The sequence below is a fragment of the Leifsonia sp. ZF2019 genome, assembly GCF_019924635.1.
Lineage (GTDB): Bacteria > Actinomycetota > Actinomycetes > Actinomycetales > Microbacteriaceae > Leifsonia.
In genome coordinates this window covers 253,443-275,394 of the sequence record NZ_CP065037.1, presented here as the reverse complement: position 1 = coordinate 275,394, position 21,952 = coordinate 253,443, and the positions used below count along the sequence as shown (strand labels likewise).

The following is a 21,952-nucleotide window of genomic DNA, read 5'->3' as shown; positions in this document are numbered from 1 at the left end:
CCGGGCCCCCGCCGCTCCCCTCGGCGGCGGGGGCCCGCACCACGCACCGCCTCCACCACCGCACCGCCCTCCCACCTCATCGGAGAACCGCATGACCACCGCCACCCGCCCGGAGACCGCCACCGCGGTCCGGCGCGACCGGGATGCGCGCAAGGCGCTCACCTTCAAGCAGAAGCTCAGCCGCTTCGACGTCAAGGCGTCGCCGTACTTCTACGTGGCGCCGTTCTTCGTCCTCTTCGGGCTCGTCGGGCTGTTCCCGCTGATCTACACGTTCGTCGTGTCGCTCAACAAGTGGAACCTCCTCACCGGCCCCGGCGAATGGGTCGGCTTCGGCAACTACGTCGCCGAGCTGCAGGACCCGTTCTTCTGGAACTCCCTCTTCAACACGGTGAGCATCTTCCTGCTCTCCGCCATCCCCCAGCTCATCGCCGCCGTCTTCATCGCGGCCGTCCTGGACCAGAACATCCGCGCGAAGACCTTCTGGCGGATGAGCGTCCTGCTCCCCTACGTCGTCACCCCCGTCGCCGTCACGCTGATCTTCTCGAGCGCGTTCGACGAGAAGTACGGGCTCATCAACAACATGCTGCAGGCCGTCGGCCTCGACCCGGTGATGTGGAAGACGGAGACCTTCCCGGCCCACGTCGCCATCGCCACGATGGTCAACTGGCGCTGGACGGGCTACAACGCGCTCATCCTGCTCGCCGCCATGCAGGCCGTGCCGCGCGACATCCACGAGTCGGCGTCCCTCGACGGCGCCGGGTCGTTCCGCCGGTTCTTCTCGATCACGCTGCCGAGCATCCGCCCCACCATGATCTTCGTGATCATCACGGCGACCATCGGCGGCCTCCAGATCTTCACGGAGCCGAAGCTGTTCAACCCGTCCAGTGCGGTCCCGGGAGGACCGCAGCGGCAGTACCAGACCACCGTGCTCTACCTCTGGGACATGGCCTTCAACCGGCAGAACTTCGGCAAAGCCTCCGCGATCGCGTGGATGCTGTTCCTCCTGATCGTGCTGTTCGGCCTGCTCAACTTCCTGATCTCGCGGCGGATCGCCTCCACCGAGGCGCGCCTGCACACGAAACGGACGGCGAAACGCCTGGCGCGCAGCCGGGCCGCCGACGCCGCAGCCGCAGCCGGAGACGGATCCGGCTCCGCCGACCCCGACGCCCCCACCGCAGAAGGCGCCCGCACCCTGGTCGCCGCCAGCGAGGAGAAGAACCTGTGACCACCACCGCCTCCCGGCCGACATCGAGCACGTCGCCGCGCCCCGCGCCCCAGCGTGCACCCAAGCGCAAAGCGCTGGGCATCGATCGCCGCCCCGGCTTCCTCACCTACGGCATCCTGTTCGTCATCTTCGTCGGCGGCGCCTACCCGCTGTGGTGGTCGTACGTCGCCGGATCCAGCGACAGCACCGTGCTCACCGCCACCTGGCCGCCGCTGCTGCCGGGCGGCCAGTTCTGGAAGAACATCGGCGAGGTGCTCGGCACGGTGCCGTTCTGGCAGGCGCTCGGCAACTCGCTCATCGTCTCCACTGTCATCACCGCCTCGGTCGTGCTCTTCTCGACACTGGCGGGCTACGCGTTCGCCAAGCTGCGCTTCCGCGGCCGCGAGGGCCTGATGGTGTTCGTGATCGCGACACTGGCGGTGCCGACCCAGCTCGGCATCATCCCGCTCTTCATGGTCATGAAGCAGTTCGGCTGGACGGGCACTCTCGGCGCCGTGATCGTGCCGACCCTGGTCACCGCCTTCGGCGTGTTCTTCATGCGCCAGTACCTCGTCGACGTCATCCCGGACGAACTGATCGAGGCCGCCCGCGTCGACGGCGCGAACATGATCCGCACCTTCTGGCACGTCGGCGTCCCCGCAGCACGCCCGGCCATGGCGATCCTCGGCCTCTTCACCTTCATGACGGCGTGGACGGACTACCTCTGGCCCCTCCTCGTCGCGCCGCAGAACCCGACCCTGCAGGTCGCCCTGAGCCAGCTGCAGTCGGCGAAGTACGTCGACTACTCGATCGTGCTCGCCGGCGCCGTGCTCGCCACCATCCCCCTGCTCCTCCTCTTCGTGCTCGCCGGCCGGCAGCTGGTCTCCGGCATCATGGCCGGCGCGGTGAAAGGCTGAGAATGACCGACGACCGCTGGCCCGACGGCTTCCTGTGGGGTTCCGCCACAGCCGCCGCGCAGATCGAGGGCGCCGCCCACGAGGACGGCAAGGAGGACTCCATCTGGGACGCCTTCGCCCGCGTCCCGAACGCCATCGCCGGGGGCGACACCCCGGAGCGCGCCGTGGACCACTACCACCGCATGCCGGAGGACGTCGCACTGATGGCGTCGCTCGGCCTCCAGTCGTACCGCTTCTCGACCTCCTGGGCCCGGGTCAGGCCGGGCGACCGCGCCGTCAACCCGGCCGGGATCGACTTCTACAGCCGGCTGGTGGACGAGCTGCTCGGCGCGGGCATCCTCCCCTGGCTGACCCTCTACCACTGGGATCTGCCGCAGGCCCTGGAGGAGCGCGGCGGCTGGGCGAACCGCGACACGGCCTACCGCTTCCGCGACTACGCGCTCGCGGTCTACGACGCCCTCGGCGACCGGGTCGACCATTGGACGACGTTCAACGAGCCGCTCTGCTCGTCCCTCATCGGCTACGCGGCGGGCGAGCACGCGCCGGGTCGCCGCGAGCCGGCCGCCGCCCTCGCCGCGCTGCACCACCAGCACCTCGCGCACGGGCTGGCGGCGCAGGCGATCCGCGAGCGGGCGGGCTTCCCTGCCACGACCGCCGGGGATGCGGGCCGCGCCGAGCGCCTCCGCCTCGGGATCACCCTCAACCTGACCACCGCCGTCCCGAACGACCCCGCCGACCCGGCCGACCTCGACGCCGCGCGCCGGATCGACGGGCTGTGGAACCGCATGTACCTGGAGCCGCTGCTGCTGGGCGCCTACCCCGCCGACGTGCTGGAGGATCTGAGCGAGCACCGGTTCGAGCAGTTCGTGCGGGAGGGCGACCTCGACGTGATCGCACAACCGCTCGACTTCCTGGGCGTGAACCACTACCACGACGACAACGTCAGCGGCCACCCGCTGCCGGCCGGCACTCCCCCGGCGATCGTCCCGACCGACCGGCCGACGTCGACGCCGTTCGTCGGCAGCGAGTTCGTGACCTTCCCGTCGCGGCACCTGCCCACGACCGCCATGGGCTGGGAGGTCAACCCCGACGGCCTCCGCCGCCTCCTGGTACGCCTCACCGCCGACTACCCGACGCTCCCTCCGCTGTACATCACCGAGAACGGCGCCTCCTACGACGATGCGACCGACCCGGACGGACGCATCGTCGACACCGACCGCGAGGCGTACATCCTCGCCCACATCGACGCTGTGCACGCCGCGATCGGCGAGGGCGCCGACGTGCGCGGCTACTTCGTATGGTCGCTGCTCGACAACTTCGAGTGGGCGTGGGGCTACGAGAAGCGCTTCGGCATCGTGTCGGTGGACTACGGGACGCAGACGCGCACGGTGAAGGAGTCGGGTCGCGCATTCGCCCGGGTCATCGCCGCAGCGCGGGCCGCCGAAGCCGGCATCGCCCCGGCACGCGCCTAACATGGACGACGGACGAGAAGGAGACCGATGAGGACCGAGCCGGCGGACGCCGCGGCCGTCCCCACCCTGGAGGCGGTGGCGGCACGCGCGGGGGTCTCGCGCGCCACGGTCTCCCGCGTGGTCAACGGCTCGCCGAAGGTCACGCCGGAGGTCGTCGCCGTGGTGACGGCCGCCATCGCCGACCTCAACTACGTCCCGAACCGCGCCGCCCGCTCCCTCGCCTCCCGCCGCACCCAGGTGATCGCCCTGGTCGTGCCGGAGTCGACCGCAAAGGTCTTCGCCGACCCGTTCTTCGCCTCCATCGTGCAGGGCGTCGCCCTGAGCCTCGCCGACACCGAGTACACGCTCAACATGGTCATCTCGTCGGAGACGAACCCCGACAAGACCCGTCGCTATCTGATGGGCGGCAACGTGGACGGCGCGCTCGTCGTCTCGCACCACTCCGGCGACCACTCCTACGCACAGCTCGGAACGACCCTGCCGATCGTGTTCGGCGGACGGCCCGTCGGCGACGCGATGGGCGACTCCTACTTCGTCGACGTGGACAACGTCTCGGGATCCGCGGGCGCCACCGAGCATCTGATCGCCCGGGGCCGCCGGAACATCGCGCTCGTCACCGGCCCGCAGGACATGCCCGCCGGCCTCGACCGCCTCACCGGCTGGCGGCGGGCTCTCGACGCGCACGGCCTCGACACCTCGCTCATCGAGCTCGGCGACTTCTCCCCGCTCTCGGGCAAGGAGGCCATGCGGAGGCTGCTCGCCCGCGGCGTGCCGATCGACGGCCTGTTCGCCGCGAACGACCAGATGGCCGCGGGCGCGTACTCCGCGATCCGGGAGGCGGGCCTCCGCATCCCGGAGGACATCGCCGTCGTCGGCTTCGACGACGACAACTTCGGCATCACCGCCGCGCCGCCGCTGACTACCGTGCACCAGCCGTCCATCGGGCTCGGCGAGACGATGGCCCGCGTGCTGGTGCGCCGCATCCAGGGTGAGCCTGTCGAGCGCGTCACCCTCCTCCCCACCGAGCTGGTCATCCGCGAGTCGACCTAGCGCCCCTCCCCCTCTCCCTTTCGTCGCACATTCGTGCCGAATGGTGCGATCGAGCGCCGCTATCGCACCATTCGGCACGAATGTTGCATGGGGGTCAGCGGCGGAGGAAGGCGGCCAGGGCGTCGGAGGTCGGGTAGGAGGCCTGCGCTCCGGCGCGGGAGGCGGCGAAGGCTCCGACGCCGACCGCGAAGCGGGCCGCGTCGAGCAGGGAGTCGCCGTCGGCGAGGCGCAGCAGCAGCGCGCCCATGAAGGCGTCCCCGGCGCCGGTGGTGTCCACGGCCTCGACCCGCACCGCAGAGACGGCGACGGGGGCGGCGGCGGCGTCGATGACCACGCAGCCGTCGGCCCCGCGCGTCACCACGGCGCGCGCGATGCCGAGCGCGGCGAAGCCGTCGCGCAGCTCCCCGGGCGCCGCGTCCTCCGCGACGCCGAGCAGCGCAGCGGCCTCCCCCTCGTTGACGAGGAGCACGTCGACCAGCGGGAGCAGCCCGCGCGCCTCCGCGCGGAAAGGCGACGGGTTCAGCACGACGGTCAGACCGGACGCGCGTGCGCGCTGCGCCGCGTCGACGACCACGTCCTCCGGGACCTCGAGGCACAGTCCGAGCACGGCGGCCCCCGCCACGGCGGAGTCCGGGAGGTCGGCCGGAGCGAGTGTGCCGTTTGCGCCCGGCGACACGACGATCGTGTTCTCGCCGTGCGCGTCCACGGTGATGAGCGCGGTCCCGGTCGCCGCATCGTCGCGCACCGCGACCGTGGAGACATCGACGCCCGCACCCGCGACGGACGCGCGCAGCAGCTCGCCGTGGGCATCCGCACCGACCGCGCCGACGAGGCTCACTGCACCGCCCAGACGCCCGGCGGCGACAGCCTGATTGGCGCCCTTGCCACCGGCGCCGGTCGACAGATCGCCGCCGGTGACGGTCTCTCCGGGCCGCGGGAAGGCGGCGGTCTGCACGACGAGGTCCGCGTTCAGCGACCCGACGACGAGGATGCGGCCGCTCATCGCGCGCCCGCCGCTTCGGTCACGACCTCGGCCGAGGCGGGGCGCGGGATGAGGAACGAGACGGCGAGGGCTCCGGCAGTGATTGCGGCTCCGAGCATCATGCCCGCAGAGTATCCGGTCGTCGAGCTCGGCGCGGCCGAGGTCGCGACCTGGAGGGCCGGGAGGAGCGCGAAGCTCAGCCCGGCGCCGAGGTTGAACGCGCCCGCGTTGAGCCCGGGCAGGAAGCCGGGGTTCTCCGCCGGCGACAGCACGATGCCCAGACCGTTGAGCATGATGTTGCCGATGCCCGCGTAGCCGATGCCGATCACCACAGTGGTCGCGATGAGCACGGGCAGCGAGTGCACGCCCACGAACGCCATCGCGACCGTCGCGACGATCGTGCCTGCGAGGCCGATGCGCAGGATGCGGCGGTAGCCGAGCACCGGAGCGAGGCGGCCTGCGAGCGGACCGACGATCCAGCCGACGATGGCGTACGGGGTGAGGAAGGCGAGGGAGGCCAGGTCGGGCGCCATCCCGAAGCCTGCGTCGGCGTTCTGGGCCAGGGAGGTCACCAGGCCGTTCACGACGGCGAACACGCCGGTCATGGTGAGCAGAGTGGTTGTGAGCAGCGCCCAGGTGGCGCGGCGCTTCAGGAGCGGGGTGGGCACGAGCGGCTGGGCGACCCGGTTCTCCACCCGCCAGAAGATCGCGAAGGCGATCACGGCGACGGCGAGGGAGAGCGCGACGAGCAGCCAGTTCGCCGAGGCCAGACGGCCCGCCTCGTTGAGGCCCGTGAGCAGGGCACCGATGGAGACGACCAGGGGGAGCACGCCCCACCAGTCCATCCGCACGCCCGCGGAGGGCCGCGACTCGGCGCCCCAGAAGACGACCATCGCCACGGCGATCACGGTGATGACGGCGATCGTCCAGAACACGGAGCGGAAGCCGAAGGTCGTCGCCAGCCAGCCGCCGGCGATGGCGTCGATGCCGGCGATGCCGCCGTTGACCGCGGTGAGGAGGCCCATCGCCGCACCGTATTTGCGCGGATCGGTGATCTCGGCGCGCAGCATCAGGAGGCAGATCGGCACGACCGGCCCGGTGACGCCCTGGATGAGGCGACCGGCGAACAGCATGCCCACGTTCATGGCCAGGGCCGCGACGACGCTGCCGACGAACATGACGACGAGCATCCCGAGCAGCACGCGCTTGCGGCCGACGATGTCGCTCAAGCGCGGGAGGAACAGCGAGAAGAGCGCGGCGATCGTGAAGAAGAGCGTCTGCGAGAGGCCGATGGTGGCTTCATCGGTGTTCAGCTCGTGCGACATGGTGACGAGCACGGGACTCATCATGCTGGCGTTGAGCTGGAAGGCGACGCACGCGGCGAGCAACGCCGCCGTCAGGGCCGCGATGCGGACGGGGCGCCCCGGGCCTCCGACCGCTGCGACCGGGGTGGGGGCGGTGGCGCTCACGCGAGATCTCCCGCGGCGAGGTCGGCGATCGCGGATTCGAGGGCGGCGGGCTCGCCGATGCGCTCGAGCGCGTCGACGACCATGCCCCAGAAACGCTCGGGGTCGAGCTCCATCGCAGCCCAGGTCGGGCAGTCGGCGGCGGGAGCCGAGCGGAGGTCGGCGACCGTCATCCCGGTGGTCAGGCGGCCCTGCGTCTCGATCACGATGGGCATCTGCACGGCGCGGACGACCGAGGGGTCGATCACGTAGGCGACGGCGACGGGGTCGTGGACGGGCGGGCTGTCGAAGCCCTGCACATCGGCGTAGGTGCGGCCGAAGAACTCGAGCAGCTCCCCCACGAACCGGGCGGGGGCGGTGCCGACACGCTCGATGCGCTCCGCGACAGCGGGGGTGGCGAGCGCCTGGTGCGTGACGTCGAGGCCGCACATGACGACTCTCCATCCGGCGCTGAAGACGATGTCGGCGGCCTCGGGATCGATCACGATGTTGAACTCCGCGACCGGGCTCCAGTTGCCGACGTGCACGCCGCCGCCCATGAGGACGACCTGCTTGACGCGCTCGACGATGCGCGGCTCCTGCCGCACGGCGAGCGCGATGTTGGTGAGCGCACCCGTCGGGACGAGGGTGACCGTCCCCGGTTCGTGCGCCATGACCGTGTCGATGATGAGCTGCACCGCGTGCCGCTCGTCGAGCTCGAACGCCGGCTCGGGCAGCTGCGGGCCGTCGAGGCCGGACTCGCCGTGGATGCTCGGGGCGACCTCGACCGGACGCACGAGGGGCCGGTCGGCGCCGGCGGCGAACGGCACGCCGGTGATCCCCGCGACGCGGGCCACGGCCAGGGCGTTGCGGGTCACCTTCTCGAGGGTCTGGTTGCCCGCGACGGTGGTGACCGCCAGCAGGTCGATGTGGGGACTGCCGTGGGCCAGCATGAGCGCGATCGCGTCGTCATGCCCCGGATCGCAGTCCAGGATGATCTTCTCCATCGGGGAGCCTCCGCTTCGTCGAGGACGTCAAACGCTTGACACTGTAAGCGTAAAGCGCTTGACGCCGCAAACCGGGAGGTGCCGCCGATACGATCGAGAGCATGTCGACGCCCTCCCCCGCGCCGCGCCGGGTGACCGCCGCGATGGTCGCGGAGCGCGCGGGCACGAGCATCGCGACCGTCTCGCTGGTGGTCAACGGCAAGGCCCGCGGCCGCATCTCCGACGAGAACGCCGCTCGCGTGCTCGCGGCCGTCGCCGAGCTCGGCTATGTGGTCGACGGTGCGGCGAGCGCGCTGGCCCGCGGGACGAGCGACATCGTCGTGCTCCTCGCCCCCGACCTCCCGAATCCGTTCTTCGGGCGCGTGATCAAGGGCGTGCAGGAGGAGCTCAGCGAGCGCTACCAGTTGCTCCTCTCCGCCGCGGCGAGCGGCGAGCAGCCGACCGCCTCCGACGTGCGCCGCCTCTCCTCCCTGCGCCCGGCCGGGCTGCTCGTCTCGGCGCCGGGCTCCGACTTCCTGGACGACGTCCCCCCGGGCATCCCGCTGGTGCTGCTGGATGCTCCCGGCCTCGAGGAGCGCGCCGCCACCGTCAACTACGACCTCGCTCCCGGCGTGGAGGCCCTCGCCCGGCACCTCGCCGCCCGCGGGCACCGCGTGATCGGCTACCTCGACGGCGCGACACCGGCCGCCACCTACACGCTGCGGCGGGAGCTGCTGCGCGCGGCGGCCGAGCGGCACGGGATGATCCTGCTCGCCGAGCCGGACGTGCGCAGCGGGCCCGACCTCGCGGAGGCCGCCGCGGCGACGCTCGCCGCCCTCCCCGCCTGGCGTGCCGCCGGTGCGACCGCCGTCGTCGCGGCTGCCGACACGCTGGCCCACGGGGTCCTCGCCGCGTGCGCGTCCGCGGGGATCCGCGTTCCGGAGGACCTCGCCGTCGCCGGGTTCGACGACCTCCCGGCCTCGGCCGTGACCGCCCCGAGCCTGACCAGCGTCGCCCTCCCCGGAGATGCGCTGGGCCGCGCGGCTGCGCACCGGCTGCTGGCACTCGTCGCGCCGGCGCCTCCGCCGGCCGACGCGACTCCGTTGGTCGCGCTCCCGGAGGCACCTCCCGGCCCCCTCGCCGCAACCCTCACCATCCGCGCCTCCACCTGATCCCCGGCGCGACATTTGGACCAAATCGCGGGAATGGCGCCCGGCTATCGCGACATTTGGACCAAATCGACAGCGCTACGGGAGCGCGCGGTACACGCGGTTGCCGAGCGCGGCAAGGAGGAAGCCCGTCGCCACGATCGCGGCGACGCCGCCCGCGTACGCGATGAAGAGGTGCGACGATCCCTGCTGCGCCGAGAAGTAGGTGACCAGCAGCGAGACCAGTGCACCCACCGCGCAGACGACGGCGATCCACACCAGCGGCCACAGCTTCGTCCGCACCGGAGGGTCGGCCGGCCGCAGGCGCAGACCGCTGAGCACGAGCCCGGCGATGCAGCCCCAGAACGCGACGACCAGCATCCCGGCGATCACGTCGCTCGGCCGGTGCCACTGCTCGACGAGCGTGGAGGCTCCCGCTGCGATGGTGAAGACCGCCCCGACCACCGCCGCGAGCGGGCGGAACCGCGGGGACGCGACGAGGAAGACGACGAGGGCCGCCGACGCCGCCACCGAGGTGTGCCCGGATGGCAACGAGTTGGCGAGCCCGGCGTCCACGCCCTTCTCCGGCCGCGACAGGATGGAGTACTTGAGGATCTGCGTGCTGACGTTCGCACCGATGGCGGCGCCGACGGCGACCGCGAACACCAGCCAGTTGCGCCGGACGATCACCACGATGAGCGCGATCACCGCGCCGATGAACACCGCCGCGACCGGGAGCGCGTTGAGAAACGTGTGCGCGAAGTCGATCAGATCGCCCTTCCACGCGTCCGCCCCGGCGAACGCCCGCTCGTCGATCACCTGGCCGACGTAGCTGCGCACGAACAGGAAGTAGACGCCGGTGAAGGCGAGTGCGGTCCCGATCGCTCCCCACAGGAAGGGCAGGGCTCGCAGGACGGGTCGCATAGTCACCAACCCTTCCACAGACGGCTCGGAAAACTCCGGACGGTCGCCGGGAAGGCGCCGCGCAGGCGCTCCGGCTCAGACGAAGCGCACCTCACGCTCGTGCCCGGCGAAACGGTCCCGCATCACGGCGACCGCCTCGGGGTTGCTGTCGACCAGGAGGAAGCGCCGGCCGAGCGCGGCGGCCACCGCGCCGGTGGTGCCGCTGCCGGCGAAGAAGTCGAGCACCCAGTCGCCCTCGCGGCTCGACGCCTGCACGACGCGGCGCAGCACGCCCTCGGGCTTCTGGGTCGGGTAGCCCGTCTTCTCGCGGCCCGTCGGCGACACGATGGTGTGCCACCACACGTCGGTCGGCAGTTTGCCCAGCTCCGCCTTCTCGGGTGTGACCAGCCCGGGCGCCATGTACGGCTCCCGGTCGACGGCGGAGGAGTCGAAGAAGTAGGCGGAGGGGTTCTTCACGTACACGAGGATGGTGTCGTGCTTCGCCGGCCAGCGGGTCTTCGACTTGGCCCCGTAGTCGTAAGCCCACACGATCTCGTTGAGGAAGCTCTCACGGCCGAACAGCGCGTCGAGCAGCACCTTCGCGTAGTGCGACTCCCGGTAGTCGAGGTGCAGATACAGCGTCCCGTCGTCGGCGAGCACCCGCCAGGCCTCGATGAGCCGCGGCTCCAGGAACTCCCAGTAGTCCTCGAACCGGTCGTCGTAGCTGAGGAGGTCGCCCTTGATGCGCTCATAGCTGCGGCCTTTGAAGCCGATCACGCTGCCTCCCGCGCCGGGCTCCGACCGCACGGCCTTCATCGCGCGCCGCGCCTGCGACCGGCCGGTGTTGAAGGGAGGGTCGAGGTAGATCAGCCGGAACGACTCGTCCGGGAGGGCGGCGACGACGTCGAGGTTGTCGGCGTGCACGACGGTGCTCGGGGCCGCGGGGTGCCACAACGGCGCGGGCGCGCCGGCGGCGGGGACGGTCTCGAGCATGGGTCCATTCTCGCAGCGCCCCGCCGCCATCGCTCCGTGCGGAGCGGGCCGGTCAGAGAGAGGTGACGACGACGCGGGTCACGTTCGGGTCCTTCAAGGCCTCGTACCCCTGCTCGATCTCGTCGAGCGCGATCTCCTTCGACAGCAGCGCATCGAGTTCGAAGCGCCCCTGGAGGTACAGGTTCGCGTAGAGCGGGATGTCGCGCTTGGCGGTCGTCGAGCCCATGTAGACGCCCTGGATGCGGCGCTGGGAGCCGATCAGGCCGACCTGGTGCACCGCGATCTCGGAGGTCGGGTCGATCACGCCGATGAGGTAGAGACCCCCGCCGGGCGCGACCATCTGGAGGCCCTGCTCGGCGACCTGCTTGATGCCGACGAAGTCGAACACCGCGTCCGCGCCCCGGCCGGTGATCCCGAGCACGGCGGCGACAGGGTCGCCCGCGGTCGAGTTGACGACATGGGTCGCCCCGAAGCTGCGCGCCTTCTCGAGCTTGTCGTCGGCGATGTCGACCGCGATGATCGTGGCCGCCCCGGCGACCAGGGCCCCGTTGATCGCGTTGAGCCCGACGCCGCCCGCGCCGATGACGACCACGGAGTCGCCCGCCTGCACGTTCGCGGTGTTGATGACGGCTCCCGCACCGGTGACGACGCCGCAGCCGAGCAGCGCGGCCTGCGGGAACGGGATCTCGTCGGGCACCTTCACCAGCTGGTTCTCGTGGATGAGAGCCTGCTGCGCGAAGCCGCCCAGCCCGAACGCCTGGAAGACCGGGGAACCGTCCTCGCTGAGCCGGGCCGGCTCGTCGTCGGCACGGAGCGTCTTCTCGGGGTGGAGGCACTGGTAGACGCGACCCGAGAGACACCTCTCGCACGCGCCGCAGTACTGCACGAGGCACCCGACCACGTGGTCGCCGACGGCGAGCTCGGTCACATCGGGGCCGACCTCGGTGACGATACCCGCGACCTCGTGACCGAAGACGGCGGGCAGCGGTGTGCCCATCTCGTGACGCGACATGGTCAGGTCGGTGTGGCAGAGCCCGGACGCCTTGACGTCGAGCAGCACTTCCCGGCCCCGTGGTGTCGCGATCTGCAGTTCGGCGGTCTCGAAGCCTGCGCCGATCTCGCGCACGACGACTGCTTTCATGGGGTGTTCCTTTCGGGTGTGATGTCGCCGGTGTCTCCGGCGGCGGGGTGCCCGGCATGCATCCACGCGGGCATGAGTTCGAGGAGGTGCTCGGCGAGCTGCTCGGGCTCGGCCTCCACCTCGCCGAGCACCCACGACACGAGCAGGCCGGTCGCGGCGTTCGCGATGTAGGTGGCGGCGAGGTCGACGTCGAGCCCGGCCGGCAGCGCGCCGGTGTCCTGGATGTGCGACCGGATGCTCCCGGCCATGACCCAGGCGACCCGCGCCTGCACGCCGCGTCCCGCGGGCAGGCGGTAGACGGCGGCGTAGAGCGAGCGGTGGTCGGCATAGTGCTCGACCAGCAGGCGCTGGGAGTCGAGCATCGCGGCGGTGTGGTCGCCCGCGTGCCCGTCTCGCTCGGAGGCGGCGATCGCCGCGAAGGCCGACTCCTGCATCCGCAGCGCCAGCTCGTCGATGTCGGCGAAGTGCGTGTAGAAGGTGGCGCGGCTCACTCCGGACTCGGCGACGATCGCGCTCACCGTCACCTCCCCCGGCCGGGCGGAGAGCCGCTCGACGGCGTCGAACAGCTTCTGGCGGGTGCGCTGGACACGCGGATCGGCCGAATCACGCAGGCCGCCGCGCACGGCGGCGAGGGCGGGTTCGGACGGCGTCGTCCTCTCGGAGGGGGTCACACCGTGACTCTACGCCATTTTCTAGACACGCGTCCAGAAAACTCGGCGGCCATCCGGGGTAGCGTGAGCCCCATGAGCCTGACCGTGCAGAACGAACCGGACGAGTCGCGCTACGCGCTCTACAAGGACGGCGAGCGCATCGGCGTCGCCGAGTACGACCTGCGGGACGACGCGATCGTGTTCACGCACACCGAGGTCGACCCGGAGAAACGTGAGAAGGGGATGGCGTCGACGCTCGTGCAGACGGCGCTCGATGACGTGCGCGACAACTCAGAGCGTCGGGTGGTCGCGTCCTGCCCTTATGTGCGGAGCTGGATCAGCGAGCATCCCGAGTACGCCGACCTGCAACGACGGTAGCCCGGCCGTCGTCGTCGACGTCGCGGCCCGCCGCGCGCTGGCCGTTGCCCTGCGCACCGACGTCGATCGTGATCTTGCCGCCCTCCCAGACGCCCTTCTCGCCGTCGCCGGGGAGGGGTGCGGGCGCGGGGAGGAACGACTGGCGGTCGAGCTCCTGCTGCGCTTCGTGCCGGGTCGGCGCGAAGATCTCGTCGAACGATCCGCCGAGGGCGCCGGTCATGGTGCCGGAGCCGCGCTGCGTCTTGTTGGAGAGGTCGATCCAGCCGAGCCGCACGGCCACGACGATCACCACGACGAGCGCCACGATGACGCCCACGACCCACCAATTCACCCCTCGATGGTACCGGAGGGGCGTCGCGCACCCGGTGGACGCACAGGAAGCACCAAGGGTGCCCCGCTCCCCGGGTGCGGGATGACATCGACCGGATAGGCGTAGACCGCAGCCACCCGCTCGGCCGTGAGCACGTCCTCCGGCGTGCCGTCGGCGACCACGCGGCCGTCGCTCAGCAGCACGACGCGGTCGGCGTACGCGGCCGCCAGGTTGAGGTCGTGCAGCACGGCGAGCACGGCGCAGCCGGAGCGGGCGAGCTCGGCGGCGAGGGCGAGCACCTGCTCCTGGTGGCCGAGGTCGAGCGCGTCCGTCGGCTCGTCGAGCAGCACGATCGGGCAGCGTTGGGCGAGCACGCGGGCGAGGGAGACGCGGGCGAGCTCACCCCCGGAGAGCGTGGTCACGTCGCGATCCGCGAGGTGCTCCGTGGACGTGCGCTCCAGAGCGTCGGCGACGATGGCGTCATCGTCGCTGCTCTGCGGCGTGCGCGCCCACGGCATCCGTCCCATCGCCACGACCTCGCGCACGGGGTAGGAGAACGAGACGCCCTTCTGCTGCAGCAGCACGGCGCGCATCCGGCCGAGCTCCGCGACCTTCACCGTGCGCGCGTCCCGCCCGCCGATCAGGGCGACGCCGCTGTCAGGAGCCGTGTCGCCGGCGAGCACGCCCAGCGCGGTCGACTTGCCCGCTCCGTTCGGGCCGATGAGGGCCACCAGCTCGCCCGGGCGGACGGCGATGTCGACGCCGTCGAGGATGCGACGGCCGGCGATCGTCACACCGACGCCGTGCAGTTCCGCTCCGCCGGTCGTGATCGCCGCGCCCCCCGGGGCCGGCGCGCTCATGCGCTCTCCCCCGCCGCCACGGTCCTCCGCAGCAGGATGAAGAACACGGGGCCGCCGACCAGGGCGGTGAACATGCCTATCGGCAGGTCGGCGAACGGGATGGCCGTGCGGGCGACCACGTCGGCGATCGAGATCAGCAGTGCGCCGCCGAGGGCGCTCGCGGGCAGCAGAGCGCCGTGCCCCGGTCCGATCAGCAGCCGGAGCAGGTGCGGCACGATCAGGCCGACGAAGGCGATGATCCCGGCGAACGAGACGGCGACCGCGGTGAGCAGGGCCACCAGGAGGATGGAGACCAGCCGCACGCGCTCGACGGGCACCCCGAGGTGGCGGGCGCTGCGGTCGCCGAGCGCGAGCGCATCCAGGCGCCGCGACATCAGACAGGCGCAGACGACGCCGACGACCAGCAGCGGCAGGGTGACGCCCACCGCCGACCAGGACGCGCCGTTGAGGGAGCCGAGCTGCCAGAACATGATCTGCTCACGGCTCGCGGTGTCGGCGAGGAACACGAAGAGCGCGATCACTGCATTGGCGATCGCGTTGACGGCGATGCCGGTGAGCACGAGCATGAGCACGCGGGTGCGTCCGCGGGCGCGCGCCAGCACGTAGACGAGCACGGTCGTGATCACTCCGGAGACGAACGCCGCCGCCGGCACGGTCGCCGCGCCGAACGTCTGCAGCCCGAAGACGATGGCGGCGCACGCCCCGACCGCGGCGCCCGCGGAGACGCCGACCACGGCGGGCTCTGCGAGCGGGTTCGCGAACACGCCCTGCATCAGCGCGCCCGCGACGCCGAGCGCGGCGCCGACGACGAGGCCGAGCACGAGGCGCGGGAACCGCACGTTCCAGAGTGCGCCATCGGCATAGGCGTCGGCCGGCGCCGACGGCACGAGGCCGAGGCGGCGCGCGAAGGAGCCGACGATCTCGGCCGGGGAGAGCGAGAACTGGCCGAGAGCGGACGACGTCAGCACGACGGCGAGCAGCAGCACCACCATCGCTCCGATGACGAGCGCCCGCCGGCCGCGCGCCCTGGTCACAGCGGCGACGGTCGAGCGATCGGGCTGCTCCGGCCGGCCCGCGCGTGAGGTCCGACCGGCGCGTACGCCGTGAGCGGTCATCCCGTCGCCCCGGGCCGGTACAGCGCGTCGGCGAGCGAGCGCAGCACCGCGGGCGTGGTCGGACCGAACGAGAGGATCTGCCCGTCGGACATGTCGACGATGCGCCGGTGCTGACCCGCGAGGGTGTCCGCCACCCCGGGCCGCTTCAGGAGGCCGTCGACGCCGCCCGTCGACTCGAGTCCGTCCGTCATCATCAGGAAGACGTCCGGGTTGGTCGCCAGCAGGGCCTCGCTGTTCGCGGGCTTCGCGCCGGTGATGCCGGCGGCCGAGGCGACGTCCACCGCGCCGACGCCCGAGATCAGGTCGTCGGCGCCCATCCCCTTGCCGAAGAGGAAGAAGACCCCGGCGGTGCCGCGCACGTACAGGAACGCGACGCGCAGCCTGTCCGCGTCGGAGCGCGGGGCGAGCTTCGCGATGTCCGCCTTGGCCGCGACGAGCTCCTCGTCCGTGCGCTTCACCAGCTTCTCGCCGACGGCGTCGAGCCCCACCGCGTGCGCGACCGCCCGCGTCTGCTCGCCGACCGTCGCGATACTGCGCTTCGGGTCGAAGAACACGACGGGGACACCGGAGGCGCGCAGCTGGTCCTGCACCTCGCGCGGGCCGAGCGTGGTGTCGGTGAGCACGAGTGTGGGCCGCAGGGCGAGGATCGCCTCGCCGTTGAGCTCGTGGCCGTTCTGCGTGACCAGGGGGAGGTCCTTCATCACGTCGAGCGTGTTGGAGGAGCCGCGCCCGACGAGCTTGTCGCCCAGGCCCAGCCCGACGACCGTCTCGGCCAGGGTGCCGTAGATGTCGAGGGCGAGGATGCGGCTGGTGTCGGTGACGGTCACGGAGGTGCCGGTCGTGTCGGTGACCGTGACCGGCAGCGACGGCTTCGGGCTCTTCTCGACGGGGACGATCTCGGCGATGGAGGCGGCCGTCGACGGGCCGGTGATGGTGCGGGGGTCCGGGAGCGTCTCGCCGGTCACGGTCGCGGAGGGCGATGGTTTCGCGCTCGTCGGCGAGACCGCCGGCGTGCCCGCCGCGCATCCCGTCAGCACGCCGACGAGGACGGCGACGGCGACAGCGCGCGCGGCGCGGAGGGTGCGGGAACGCCCATGGGCGGCGCGGGAAGCGCCGCCCATGGGCGAGGTGCCGTCGGGCGTCACACAGCCTCCACGTCCGCGCGCACCGACCGGCGGCGCATGGCCGCGACGGCGGCGACGCCCGCGAGGATCAGCAGACCGCCGAGCAGGGGCACGGCGGCCGAGCCGGTGCTGCCGGTCGACGCCAGCGAGGAGGCGGTGGTGCTGTCGCACTCCACCTCGCCGCCGAGCGGGAACCGGAACGAGATCGGGTCCAGCGCGTCGCCCGCGTTGTAGAAGCCGGCGAACGCCTTGGCGCCGTCCGCGGTCAGCGCGGTGGCCGCGCCGTCGACCGCGAACGTCGAGCCGGAGGCCGTGCCGCCGCCGAGCGCGATCGTCGCGAACGAGACGCCCGAGTAGTCGCTCGGGTTGCCGCTCATGTCGGTCGAGTGGACGTCGGCGATGAGGGTCGCCTGCGTCGCGCTGGTGACCCGGGTCGCGAGGTTCGAGAGCACCAGGTTCAGCACTCCGTCGTGTCCCGTGAACGAGACCGAGCCCGAATAGCGCACGAGTCCGCGCGTCTCGTCCGGGTTGAAGCTGCCCTTTCCGCCGCTCCAGCCGTACTGGCCGCCGGCGTAGGTCACTCCCGAGAGGGTCCACGATCCGTTGGCGATGCCACCGCTGATGTAGTTGCGGAAGCTCGTCTTCACGCCCCAGTCGAGCGTCGCGTCGCCGACGGCGCGCGCCACGCAGGTCGGCTGCACCGCGGCGACGGGGGCCGGGGCCTGCGGGGTCACGGCGGCCGCGGGGGCGATGACGACGTCGACGGAGGGCGAGACCACGGGCGTGAACAACGTGGGGTCGTCCGGCGTGAAGCTCGCCGAGAAGGCGTGCGTTCCGGAGGCGAGGCCGGGCACCCGTGCGGTCACCGACGACGAGCTCGCAGCGGCGAGGGCGGCGAAGGTGACGACGCCCGACGCCGGCGCGACCGTGTCCGCGACGAGGCGGAGCCCGCTGGCGACGACCTTGCCGTTGTCGAGGATGGCGATCGTGCCCTCGGCGGCGGGGGTGACCCGCACGGTGACGTCGACCGGGTCGCCCGTGTTGCCGGTGCCGCTGGACGTCGATACCGTCACGGTCGGCGTGACCGCGGTGCCGGACGAGGCGAACGCCACGGGGGTGTTCGTGTCCTGGGTCGTGTCGACCAGGCCCTGGCCGTGCGCCTTGGAGGTGTAGACGGCGTAGGCGGGTGTGATCGCGTCCGGAGCGGGAACGGTGATGTCCACGGCGAACGTGCCGTCCGCGTTCAGCGGCGCGGTGCGGGTAGTGCCGGAGGGCACCGAGGGGTTGCCCACGGCGATCCACACCGTCTGGCTCGGGATCAGCCGGGCCGAGTCCTGGTAGAACCCGCGCAGGCCCGCCGGGCCGAGGGCCAGGTAGATCCCGGGCGAGGCGGTCGAGAAGCCGCTTCCGGTCACCGTGACGGTTCCGCCGCCCGCGGGGACCTGCGGCACGCTCACGGTCGGGACGCCCGGCGTGACCGGCTTGGCCGTCACCGTGGCCGTGATCGAGTTGGAGCGAGCGGAGGCGAACGTCGTCGCATCCGCCGGCGTGTACCAGCCGCGCACCTTGTGTTCGCCGACCGCGAGGGTCGAGGTGCGGAACACCGCGGTGTTCCCGGTGACGGAGACGGTGCCATAGCTGCTGCCGGCGTCGGGACCGGACGTCCCGCCACCCTCGCCGAAGACGATCGAGCCGGGGAACGCGGTCGGCAGGTCGTCGCCCTCGAGGTTCGCGGACAGGGTGGCCGTGTAGGTGAGCTCGGTGCCCTCGACCGCGGTGGCCGGCGTGACCGAGAGGCTGACGAGCACCGGGAGCGCGTCCGAGTCGCCGTACACGGTGACCGTGCTGGCCGAGGAGGTCGACGCCGTGGCGACGGTCGCGTCGCTGGGGGTGAAGGCCGCCGTGAGCGAGCGAGCCCCGGAGGCGAGCGAGGTCGTGCCGAGCGAGGCGACGCCGTCGGTGACGGTGCTCGAGCCGAGCGAGGTCGTGCCGTCGAAGAACTCGACCGTGCCTGCCGTGGCCGGCGAGACGGTCGCGGTGAGGGTGACCGTGCGGCCGGCCTGGACGGCCGTCGCGTTCACCGAGAGCTCGGTGGTGGTCGTCTTCGGCTCGGCGAAGGCGATCGGGGTGTAGGTGTCCTGGCTGCGGTCGGCGGAGCCGTGCGCGGCGAACGTGTAGACGCCGCACTCGACGGCGGCGCAGTCGACCGACGCGCCGTTCGACGTGAAGACGCGCTTCAGGTTGGTCAGAGAGATCGAGATGGTGCCGTCGGCGTTGATCTTCGCGCCGTAGGTGCCGGCGGTGGTCGCCCACTTGACGCCCTGGTAGTAGCTCGCCTTCACGAACCAGTCGGCGTTGTCCACGGCGGACTTGGGTCCGACGCCGATGTAGAAGCCGGAGCCCGTGGTGGAGAAGCCCGAGCCCGTGACGGTCACCGTGCCCGCGGCGGGGTCGATCCCGGTGCTGGGCGCGACGGTCACGGACGGGCCGGTCGGCTGGGGGGCGGCGGTGACGGTGACCGTCGTGGCCGAGGAGGTCGAGCCTCCGTACGCCGCGCTGTCGGCTGGAGCGAACGCGGCGGTGATGCTGTGCGTCCCCACGCCCAGGGCGCTGCTCGTGAAGGCGGCAGTGCCCGCGGAGACGGCCTGGCTGCCCAGCGTGGTCGAGCCCTCGGCGAACGTCACCGTTCCGGCGACGTCCGCGGGCGACACCGTGGCGGTCAGCGTGACCGGCGAGCCCTCCTGCACGCTCGCGGCGCTGCTGGTGAGCGCGACGGAGGTGCTGGCCGGCTGCGGTGCCGCGAACGCGATCGGCGTGTAGGTGTCCTGGGTGCGATCCGTCGAGCCGTGGGCGGCGAACGTGAAGACCCCGCACTCCTCGGTCGAGCAGTCCACGGTGCGGCCGTTCGCCGTGAAGACCTTCTTCAGTCCGGTCAGCGTCGACGTGAACGAACCGTCCGCCGCGATGGTGCTGACCCACTTGACGCCCTGATAGAACGACGCGTTGACGAACCAGGTCGAGTCGTCGAGCGCCGCTTTGGGCCCGACGCCCACGTAGACGCCGTTGACGCCGCCGCCGGTGGGGGTGAACCCGGAGCCGGTGACGGTGACGGTGCCGTTGTCGGCATCGATGCCGGTGGCCGGGGCGACCGAGACGGACGCCGACGCGGCCAGAGCCGGCGTGGCGCCGACGGCCGTCATGCCTGCTGCGGCGAGCAGGCCGGCGAGCGCGGCGGCGAGGATGCGGCGCGCGGGGCGCGCCGCGCGCCTCTCGGGATCGGGGGCGGGCGTAGCAGTTCGGGACGCTGTCATGGCACTCCTGAGCGACGGTCGGCACGGGCCGATCCGCAGCGATCTCTGACGGTGAGGTTTAGGTAAGGCTCAGCTAACTAAGCCTTGGCTAACCTAACAGAACGTTCAGGGATGAATGCAAGAGCCCGCACGAAAAAACCCGTATGCCGGAAGCGGCATACGGGCTCTTCGTCAGGTGGATGCGCGCCTACGGCACCCGGTACAGCCACTCGTCCTTGCCGAACTTCTCCTCGACCAGGCGCTCCGCCTCCGCGTACTCCGCGTCCGTGATGTCGCCCTCCGTCGCGCCGTACAGACCCGCGAACGTCTGCTTCATCCGCTCGATGATCTCGGCGCGGCTGAGGCCCGTCTGGCTCCGGAGCGGGTCGACGCGCTTGGCGGCGCTGGTGATGCCCTTGTCGCTGATCTTCTCTCGACCGATGCGGAGCACCTCCGTCATCTTCTGGCCGTCCATGTCGTAGCTCATGGTGACGTGGTGCAGCACCGCACCCGAGCCGAGCCGCTTCTGCGCCGCACCGCCGATCTTTCCGGACGGGCTCGTGATGTCGTTGAGCGGCTGGTACACCGCGTCGATGCCCAGCGACTTGAGGGCGATGATCGCCCATTCGTCGAGGAACGCGTAGCTGTCGGCGAAGCTCATCCCCTGCACCAGGTCGGCGGGCGCGTAGATCGAGTACGTGACCACCGAGCCGGCCTCCATGAACATCGCGCCGCCGCCCGTGATCCGCCGCACCACCTGGATGCCGTACTTCTCGGCGTTCTCGGGGTCGACCTCGTTCTTCACCGACTGGAAGCTGCCGATCACCACGGCGGGCTCGTCCCACTCCCAGATGCGCAGCGTGGGACCGCGGCGTCCGTCGCCGACCTCGGTCGTGAGGACCTCGTCGAGCGCCAGGTGCATCAACGGCGAGACGGCCTTGGCGTGCACGATCTCCCACGGATAGTCGCGCCAGCTGGTCGCCTTGGCCAGGGCGCGGCGGATGGCGACGGCGACGGCGTCGGGCGAGAAGCCGAGCAGGATGGCACCCTCGGGAAGAGCGTCCTTGACGGCCGACGCGATGGTCTTCGCGTCCGACTCGGCCGGTAGGCCGTTCACCGCCGCGTCGATCGCCTCCAGCGCCGTGTCGGGCTCCAGGAAGAAGTCGCCCGCCAGGCGGAACCCGCTGATCCGGCCATCCACGACCTCCAGGTCGACGACGACGAGCTTGCCACCCGGGACCTTGTACTCACCATGCATACCACCACCCTAGAACCGCCGGGTCGACGGAACCGCAGCACGTCGCTCCGGACCGGCTACACCGTCGCGGCAGGTGCGGTGAGGGAGGCAGTGATGACGTCCGCGGTCCGGCGGGCGGCGGCGACGACGGCCTCGTCGGGAACGCCCGTTCCGGCCGACGCCTGGACGGCGGCGTTGATGGAGAGAAGGGCCATCCGGAGCATCACGGAATCCGCGGCGGACGGCGTCGGGAGCAGATCGATCAGGTGCTCCGCGAGCTCCGACAGGCCGACGCCGACCCGCGGAGGCGCGACACGACCATGGAAGCCCGACAGCAGATTCGGATTGGCGGCGAGGAACCGGATGCCCTGCAGCTTGTCCGTGGTGAACGAGTCGACCCAGCGGGAGACCGCTTCTCGGAGCAGACCCGGCGACGGGGGCTGCCGGCGCGCCCAGTCGAGGAGGCCCTCCGCTTCATCCCCGCGCTGGTCGAGCACCGACTGGAGAATCGCCTCCTTGCCATCGAAGTGGTAGTAGAGCGACGCCTTGTTGATCCCGAGCTCGTCTGCGATCTGTCGCAGGGACGTCGCTTCATAGCCCTGCTCGGTGAAGAGCCGGAGGGCGACCTGCTGGGCTCGCTCGCGCGTGGCGGCTCCACGCCTCCGGGGATCGCGCTTCGCTTCTGGCACCGCGACAGTCTACCTGCCCGGAGGTAGACAATCTACCTACCGATAGGTAGATTGTTCT

20 protein-coding genes are annotated in these 21,952 nt (G+C 71.5%); 6 read left to right on the top strand and 14 right to left on the bottom strand.

Translation table 11 applies throughout. The annotated features are described in order from the left end of the window. The first annotated feature begins 91 nt into the window (after positions 1 to 91). The 4 genes from IT072_RS01370 to IT072_RS01355 are packed head-to-tail and all read left to right on the top strand — an operon-like array spanning position 92 to position 4,643. Positions 92 to 1,225, top strand: a complete 1,134-nt coding sequence (locus IT072_RS01370; protein ID WP_223359011.1) for a carbohydrate ABC transporter permease — start codon at positions 92 to 94, stop codon at positions 1,223 to 1,225. After that, the gene (locus IT072_RS01365; protein WP_374758277.1) at positions 1,222 to 2,121 is read left to right on the top strand and encodes a carbohydrate ABC transporter permease; all 900 of its coding nucleotides are present in this window, start codon (positions 1,222 to 1,224) and stop codon (positions 2,119 to 2,121) included. The genes IT072_RS01370 and IT072_RS01365 overlap by 4 nt, the downstream gene beginning before the upstream one ends. Positions 2,122 to 2,123: 2 nt before the next feature. Beyond that, positions 2,124 to 3,593, top strand: a complete 1,470-nt coding sequence (locus IT072_RS01360; RefSeq protein ID WP_223359010.1) for a GH1 family beta-glucosidase — start codon at positions 2,124 to 2,126, stop codon at positions 3,591 to 3,593. A gap of 27 nt (positions 3,594 to 3,620) precedes the next feature. Further along, positions 3,621 to 4,643, top strand: coding sequence for a LacI family DNA-binding transcriptional regulator (locus IT072_RS01355; RefSeq protein ID WP_223359009.1), 1,023 nt, complete (start codon positions 3,621 to 3,623; stop codon positions 4,641 to 4,643). 94 nt (positions 4,644 to 4,737) lie between these two features. Here IT072_RS01355 and IT072_RS01350 read toward each other — a convergent pair whose 3' ends face one another. From IT072_RS01350 to uriH, 3 genes are read right to left on the bottom strand one after another with little or no spacing between them, the layout of a single operon-like run. Then, the gene (locus tag IT072_RS01350; RefSeq protein WP_223359008.1) at positions 4,738 to 5,646 is read right to left on the bottom strand and encodes a ribokinase; all 909 of its coding nucleotides are present in this window, start codon (positions 5,644 to 5,646) and stop codon (positions 4,738 to 4,740) included. Further along, positions 5,643 to 7,094, bottom strand: coding sequence for a uridine transporter UriT (gene uriT, locus IT072_RS01345; protein WP_442786778.1), 1,452 nt, complete (start codon positions 7,092 to 7,094; stop codon positions 5,643 to 5,645). The genes IT072_RS01350 and uriT overlap by 4 nt, the downstream gene beginning before the upstream one ends. After that, positions 7,091 to 8,077: a uridine-preferring nucleoside hydrolase UriH gene (uriH, locus tag IT072_RS01340; RefSeq protein WP_223359007.1), complete on the bottom strand. Its 987-nt coding sequence runs from the start codon at positions 8,075 to 8,077 to the stop codon at positions 7,091 to 7,093. Before uriH ends, uriT begins: the two co-directional genes overlap by 4 nt. 101 nt (positions 8,078 to 8,178) lie before the next feature. Here uriH and IT072_RS01335 point away from each other — a divergent pair, with 101 nt between their 5' ends. Then, on the top strand, positions 8,179 to 9,228 hold the full coding sequence (locus IT072_RS01335) for a LacI family DNA-binding transcriptional regulator (RefSeq protein ID WP_223359006.1): 1,050 nt from the start codon (positions 8,179 to 8,181) through the stop codon (positions 9,226 to 9,228). 75 nt (positions 9,229 to 9,303) lie between these two features. Here the strand turns inward: IT072_RS01335 and IT072_RS01330 are convergent, their stop codons facing one another. From IT072_RS01330 to IT072_RS01315, 4 genes are all read right to left on the bottom strand, one after another. Next, positions 9,304 to 10,128, bottom strand: coding sequence for a phosphatase PAP2 family protein (locus IT072_RS01330; protein WP_223359005.1), 825 nt, complete (start codon positions 10,126 to 10,128; stop codon positions 9,304 to 9,306). A gap of 75 nt (positions 10,129 to 10,203) precedes the next feature. Continuing rightward, positions 10,204 to 11,100 (bottom strand): DNA-methyltransferase, encoded by an 897-nt coding sequence (locus tag IT072_RS01325; protein WP_223359004.1) that lies wholly within the window; start codon positions 11,098 to 11,100, stop codon positions 10,204 to 10,206. Positions 11,101 to 11,152: 52 nt separating this feature from the next. Then, a complete protein-coding gene (locus IT072_RS01320) occupies positions 11,153 to 12,241 on the bottom strand; it encodes a zinc-binding dehydrogenase (RefSeq protein ID WP_223359003.1) in 1,089 nt (362 codons plus the stop codon). Further along, positions 12,238 to 12,912, bottom strand: a complete 675-nt coding sequence (locus IT072_RS01315; RefSeq protein ID WP_223359002.1) for a TetR/AcrR family transcriptional regulator — start codon at positions 12,910 to 12,912, stop codon at positions 12,238 to 12,240. The genes IT072_RS01320 and IT072_RS01315 overlap by 4 nt, the downstream gene beginning before the upstream one ends. 72 nt (positions 12,913 to 12,984) lie before the next feature. On the opposite strand from IT072_RS01315, the gene IT072_RS01310 reads away from it, so the two are divergent. Then, on the top strand, positions 12,985 to 13,269 hold the full coding sequence (locus IT072_RS01310) for a GNAT family N-acetyltransferase (protein WP_223359001.1): 285 nt from the start codon (positions 12,985 to 12,987) through the stop codon (positions 13,267 to 13,269). On the opposite strand, the gene IT072_RS01305 is transcribed toward IT072_RS01310, so the two are convergent. The 7 genes from IT072_RS01305 to IT072_RS21220 all read right to left on the bottom strand — a co-directional run bounded on the left by IT072_RS01305 (position 13,229) and on the right by IT072_RS21220 (position 21,894). After that, on the bottom strand, positions 13,229 to 13,600 hold the full coding sequence (locus IT072_RS01305; protein WP_223359000.1) for a hypothetical protein: 372 nt from the start codon (positions 13,598 to 13,600) through the stop codon (positions 13,229 to 13,231). The two genes, IT072_RS01310 and IT072_RS01305, sit on opposite strands and share 41 nt — an antisense overlap. Further along, the gene (locus tag IT072_RS01300) at positions 13,597 to 14,439 is read right to left on the bottom strand and encodes a heme ABC transporter ATP-binding protein (RefSeq protein WP_223358999.1); all 843 of its coding nucleotides are present in this window, start codon (positions 14,437 to 14,439) and stop codon (positions 13,597 to 13,599) included. Before IT072_RS01300 ends, IT072_RS01305 begins: the two co-directional genes overlap by 4 nt. Further along, complete coding sequence (locus IT072_RS01295) at positions 14,436 to 15,473, bottom strand: FecCD family ABC transporter permease (RefSeq protein ID WP_223358998.1); 1,038 nt, start codon at positions 15,471 to 15,473, stop codon at positions 14,436 to 14,438. Before IT072_RS01295 ends, IT072_RS01300 begins: the two co-directional genes overlap by 4 nt. Positions 15,474 to 15,550: 77 nt before the next feature. Then, positions 15,551 to 16,699: a heme/hemin ABC transporter substrate-binding protein gene (locus tag IT072_RS01290; protein ID WP_223358997.1), complete on the bottom strand. Its 1,149-nt coding sequence runs from the start codon at positions 16,697 to 16,699 to the stop codon at positions 15,551 to 15,553. Next, positions 16,696 to 19,989 carry an HtaA domain-containing protein gene (locus tag IT072_RS01285; RefSeq protein ID WP_223358996.1) on the bottom strand — a complete coding sequence of 1,098 codons (3,294 nt, stop codon included), beginning with the start codon at positions 19,987 to 19,989 and terminating at the stop codon, positions 16,696 to 16,698. The genes IT072_RS01290 and IT072_RS01285 overlap by 4 nt, the downstream gene beginning before the upstream one ends. 187 nt (positions 19,990 to 20,176) lie before the next feature. Further along, positions 20,177 to 21,226, bottom strand: coding sequence for a lipoate--protein ligase family protein (locus IT072_RS01280; RefSeq protein ID WP_223358995.1), 1,050 nt, complete (start codon positions 21,224 to 21,226; stop codon positions 20,177 to 20,179). Between the two features lie 56 nt (positions 21,227 to 21,282). Beyond that, positions 21,283 to 21,894: a TetR/AcrR family transcriptional regulator gene (locus IT072_RS21220; protein ID WP_263282055.1), complete on the bottom strand. Its 612-nt coding sequence runs from the start codon at positions 21,892 to 21,894 to the stop codon at positions 21,283 to 21,285. Positions 21,895 to 21,952 lie beyond the last annotated feature (58 nt).

Excerpts from the sequence above, each read along its gene's own strand:
- IT072_RS01370 (WP_223359011.1), top strand. The coding sequence starts at position 92 with ATGACCACCGCCACCCGCCCGGAGACCGCCACCGCGGTCCGGCGCGAC.
- IT072_RS01360 (WP_223359010.1), top strand. The coding sequence starts at position 2,124 with ATGACCGACGACCGCTGGCCCGACGGCTTCCTGTGGGGTTCCGCCACA.
- IT072_RS01355 (WP_223359009.1), top strand. The coding sequence starts at position 3,621 with ATGAGGACCGAGCCGGCGGACGCCGCGGCCGTCCCCACCCTGGAGGCG.
- IT072_RS01350 (WP_223359008.1), bottom strand. The coding sequence starts at position 5,646 with ATGAGCGGCCGCATCCTCGTCGTCGGGTCGCTGAACGCGGACCTCGTC.
- uriH (WP_223359007.1), bottom strand. The coding sequence starts at position 8,077 with ATGGAGAAGATCATCCTGGACTGCGATCCGGGGCATGACGACGCGATC.
- IT072_RS01335 (WP_223359006.1), top strand. The coding sequence starts at position 8,179 with ATGTCGACGCCCTCCCCCGCGCCGCGCCGGGTGACCGCCGCGATGGTC.
- IT072_RS01330 (WP_223359005.1), bottom strand. The coding sequence starts at position 10,128 with ATGCGACCCGTCCTGCGAGCCCTGCCCTTCCTGTGGGGAGCGATCGGG.
- IT072_RS01325 (WP_223359004.1), bottom strand. The coding sequence starts at position 11,100 with ATGCTCGAGACCGTCCCCGCCGCCGGCGCGCCCGCGCCGTTGTGGCAC.
- IT072_RS01320 (WP_223359003.1), bottom strand. The coding sequence starts at position 12,241 with ATGAAAGCAGTCGTCGTGCGCGAGATCGGCGCAGGCTTCGAGACCGCC.
- IT072_RS01310 (WP_223359001.1), top strand. The coding sequence starts at position 12,985 with ATGAGCCTGACCGTGCAGAACGAACCGGACGAGTCGCGCTACGCGCTC.
- IT072_RS01300 (WP_223358999.1), bottom strand. The coding sequence starts at position 14,439 with ATGAGCGCGCCGGCCCCGGGGGGCGCGGCGATCACGACCGGCGGAGCG.
- IT072_RS01285 (WP_223358996.1), bottom strand. The coding sequence starts at position 19,989 with ATGACAGCGTCCCGAACTGCTACGCCCGCCCCCGATCCCGAGAGGCGC.
- IT072_RS01280 (WP_223358995.1), bottom strand. The coding sequence starts at position 21,226 with ATGCATGGTGAGTACAAGGTCCCGGGTGGCAAGCTCGTCGTCGTCGAC.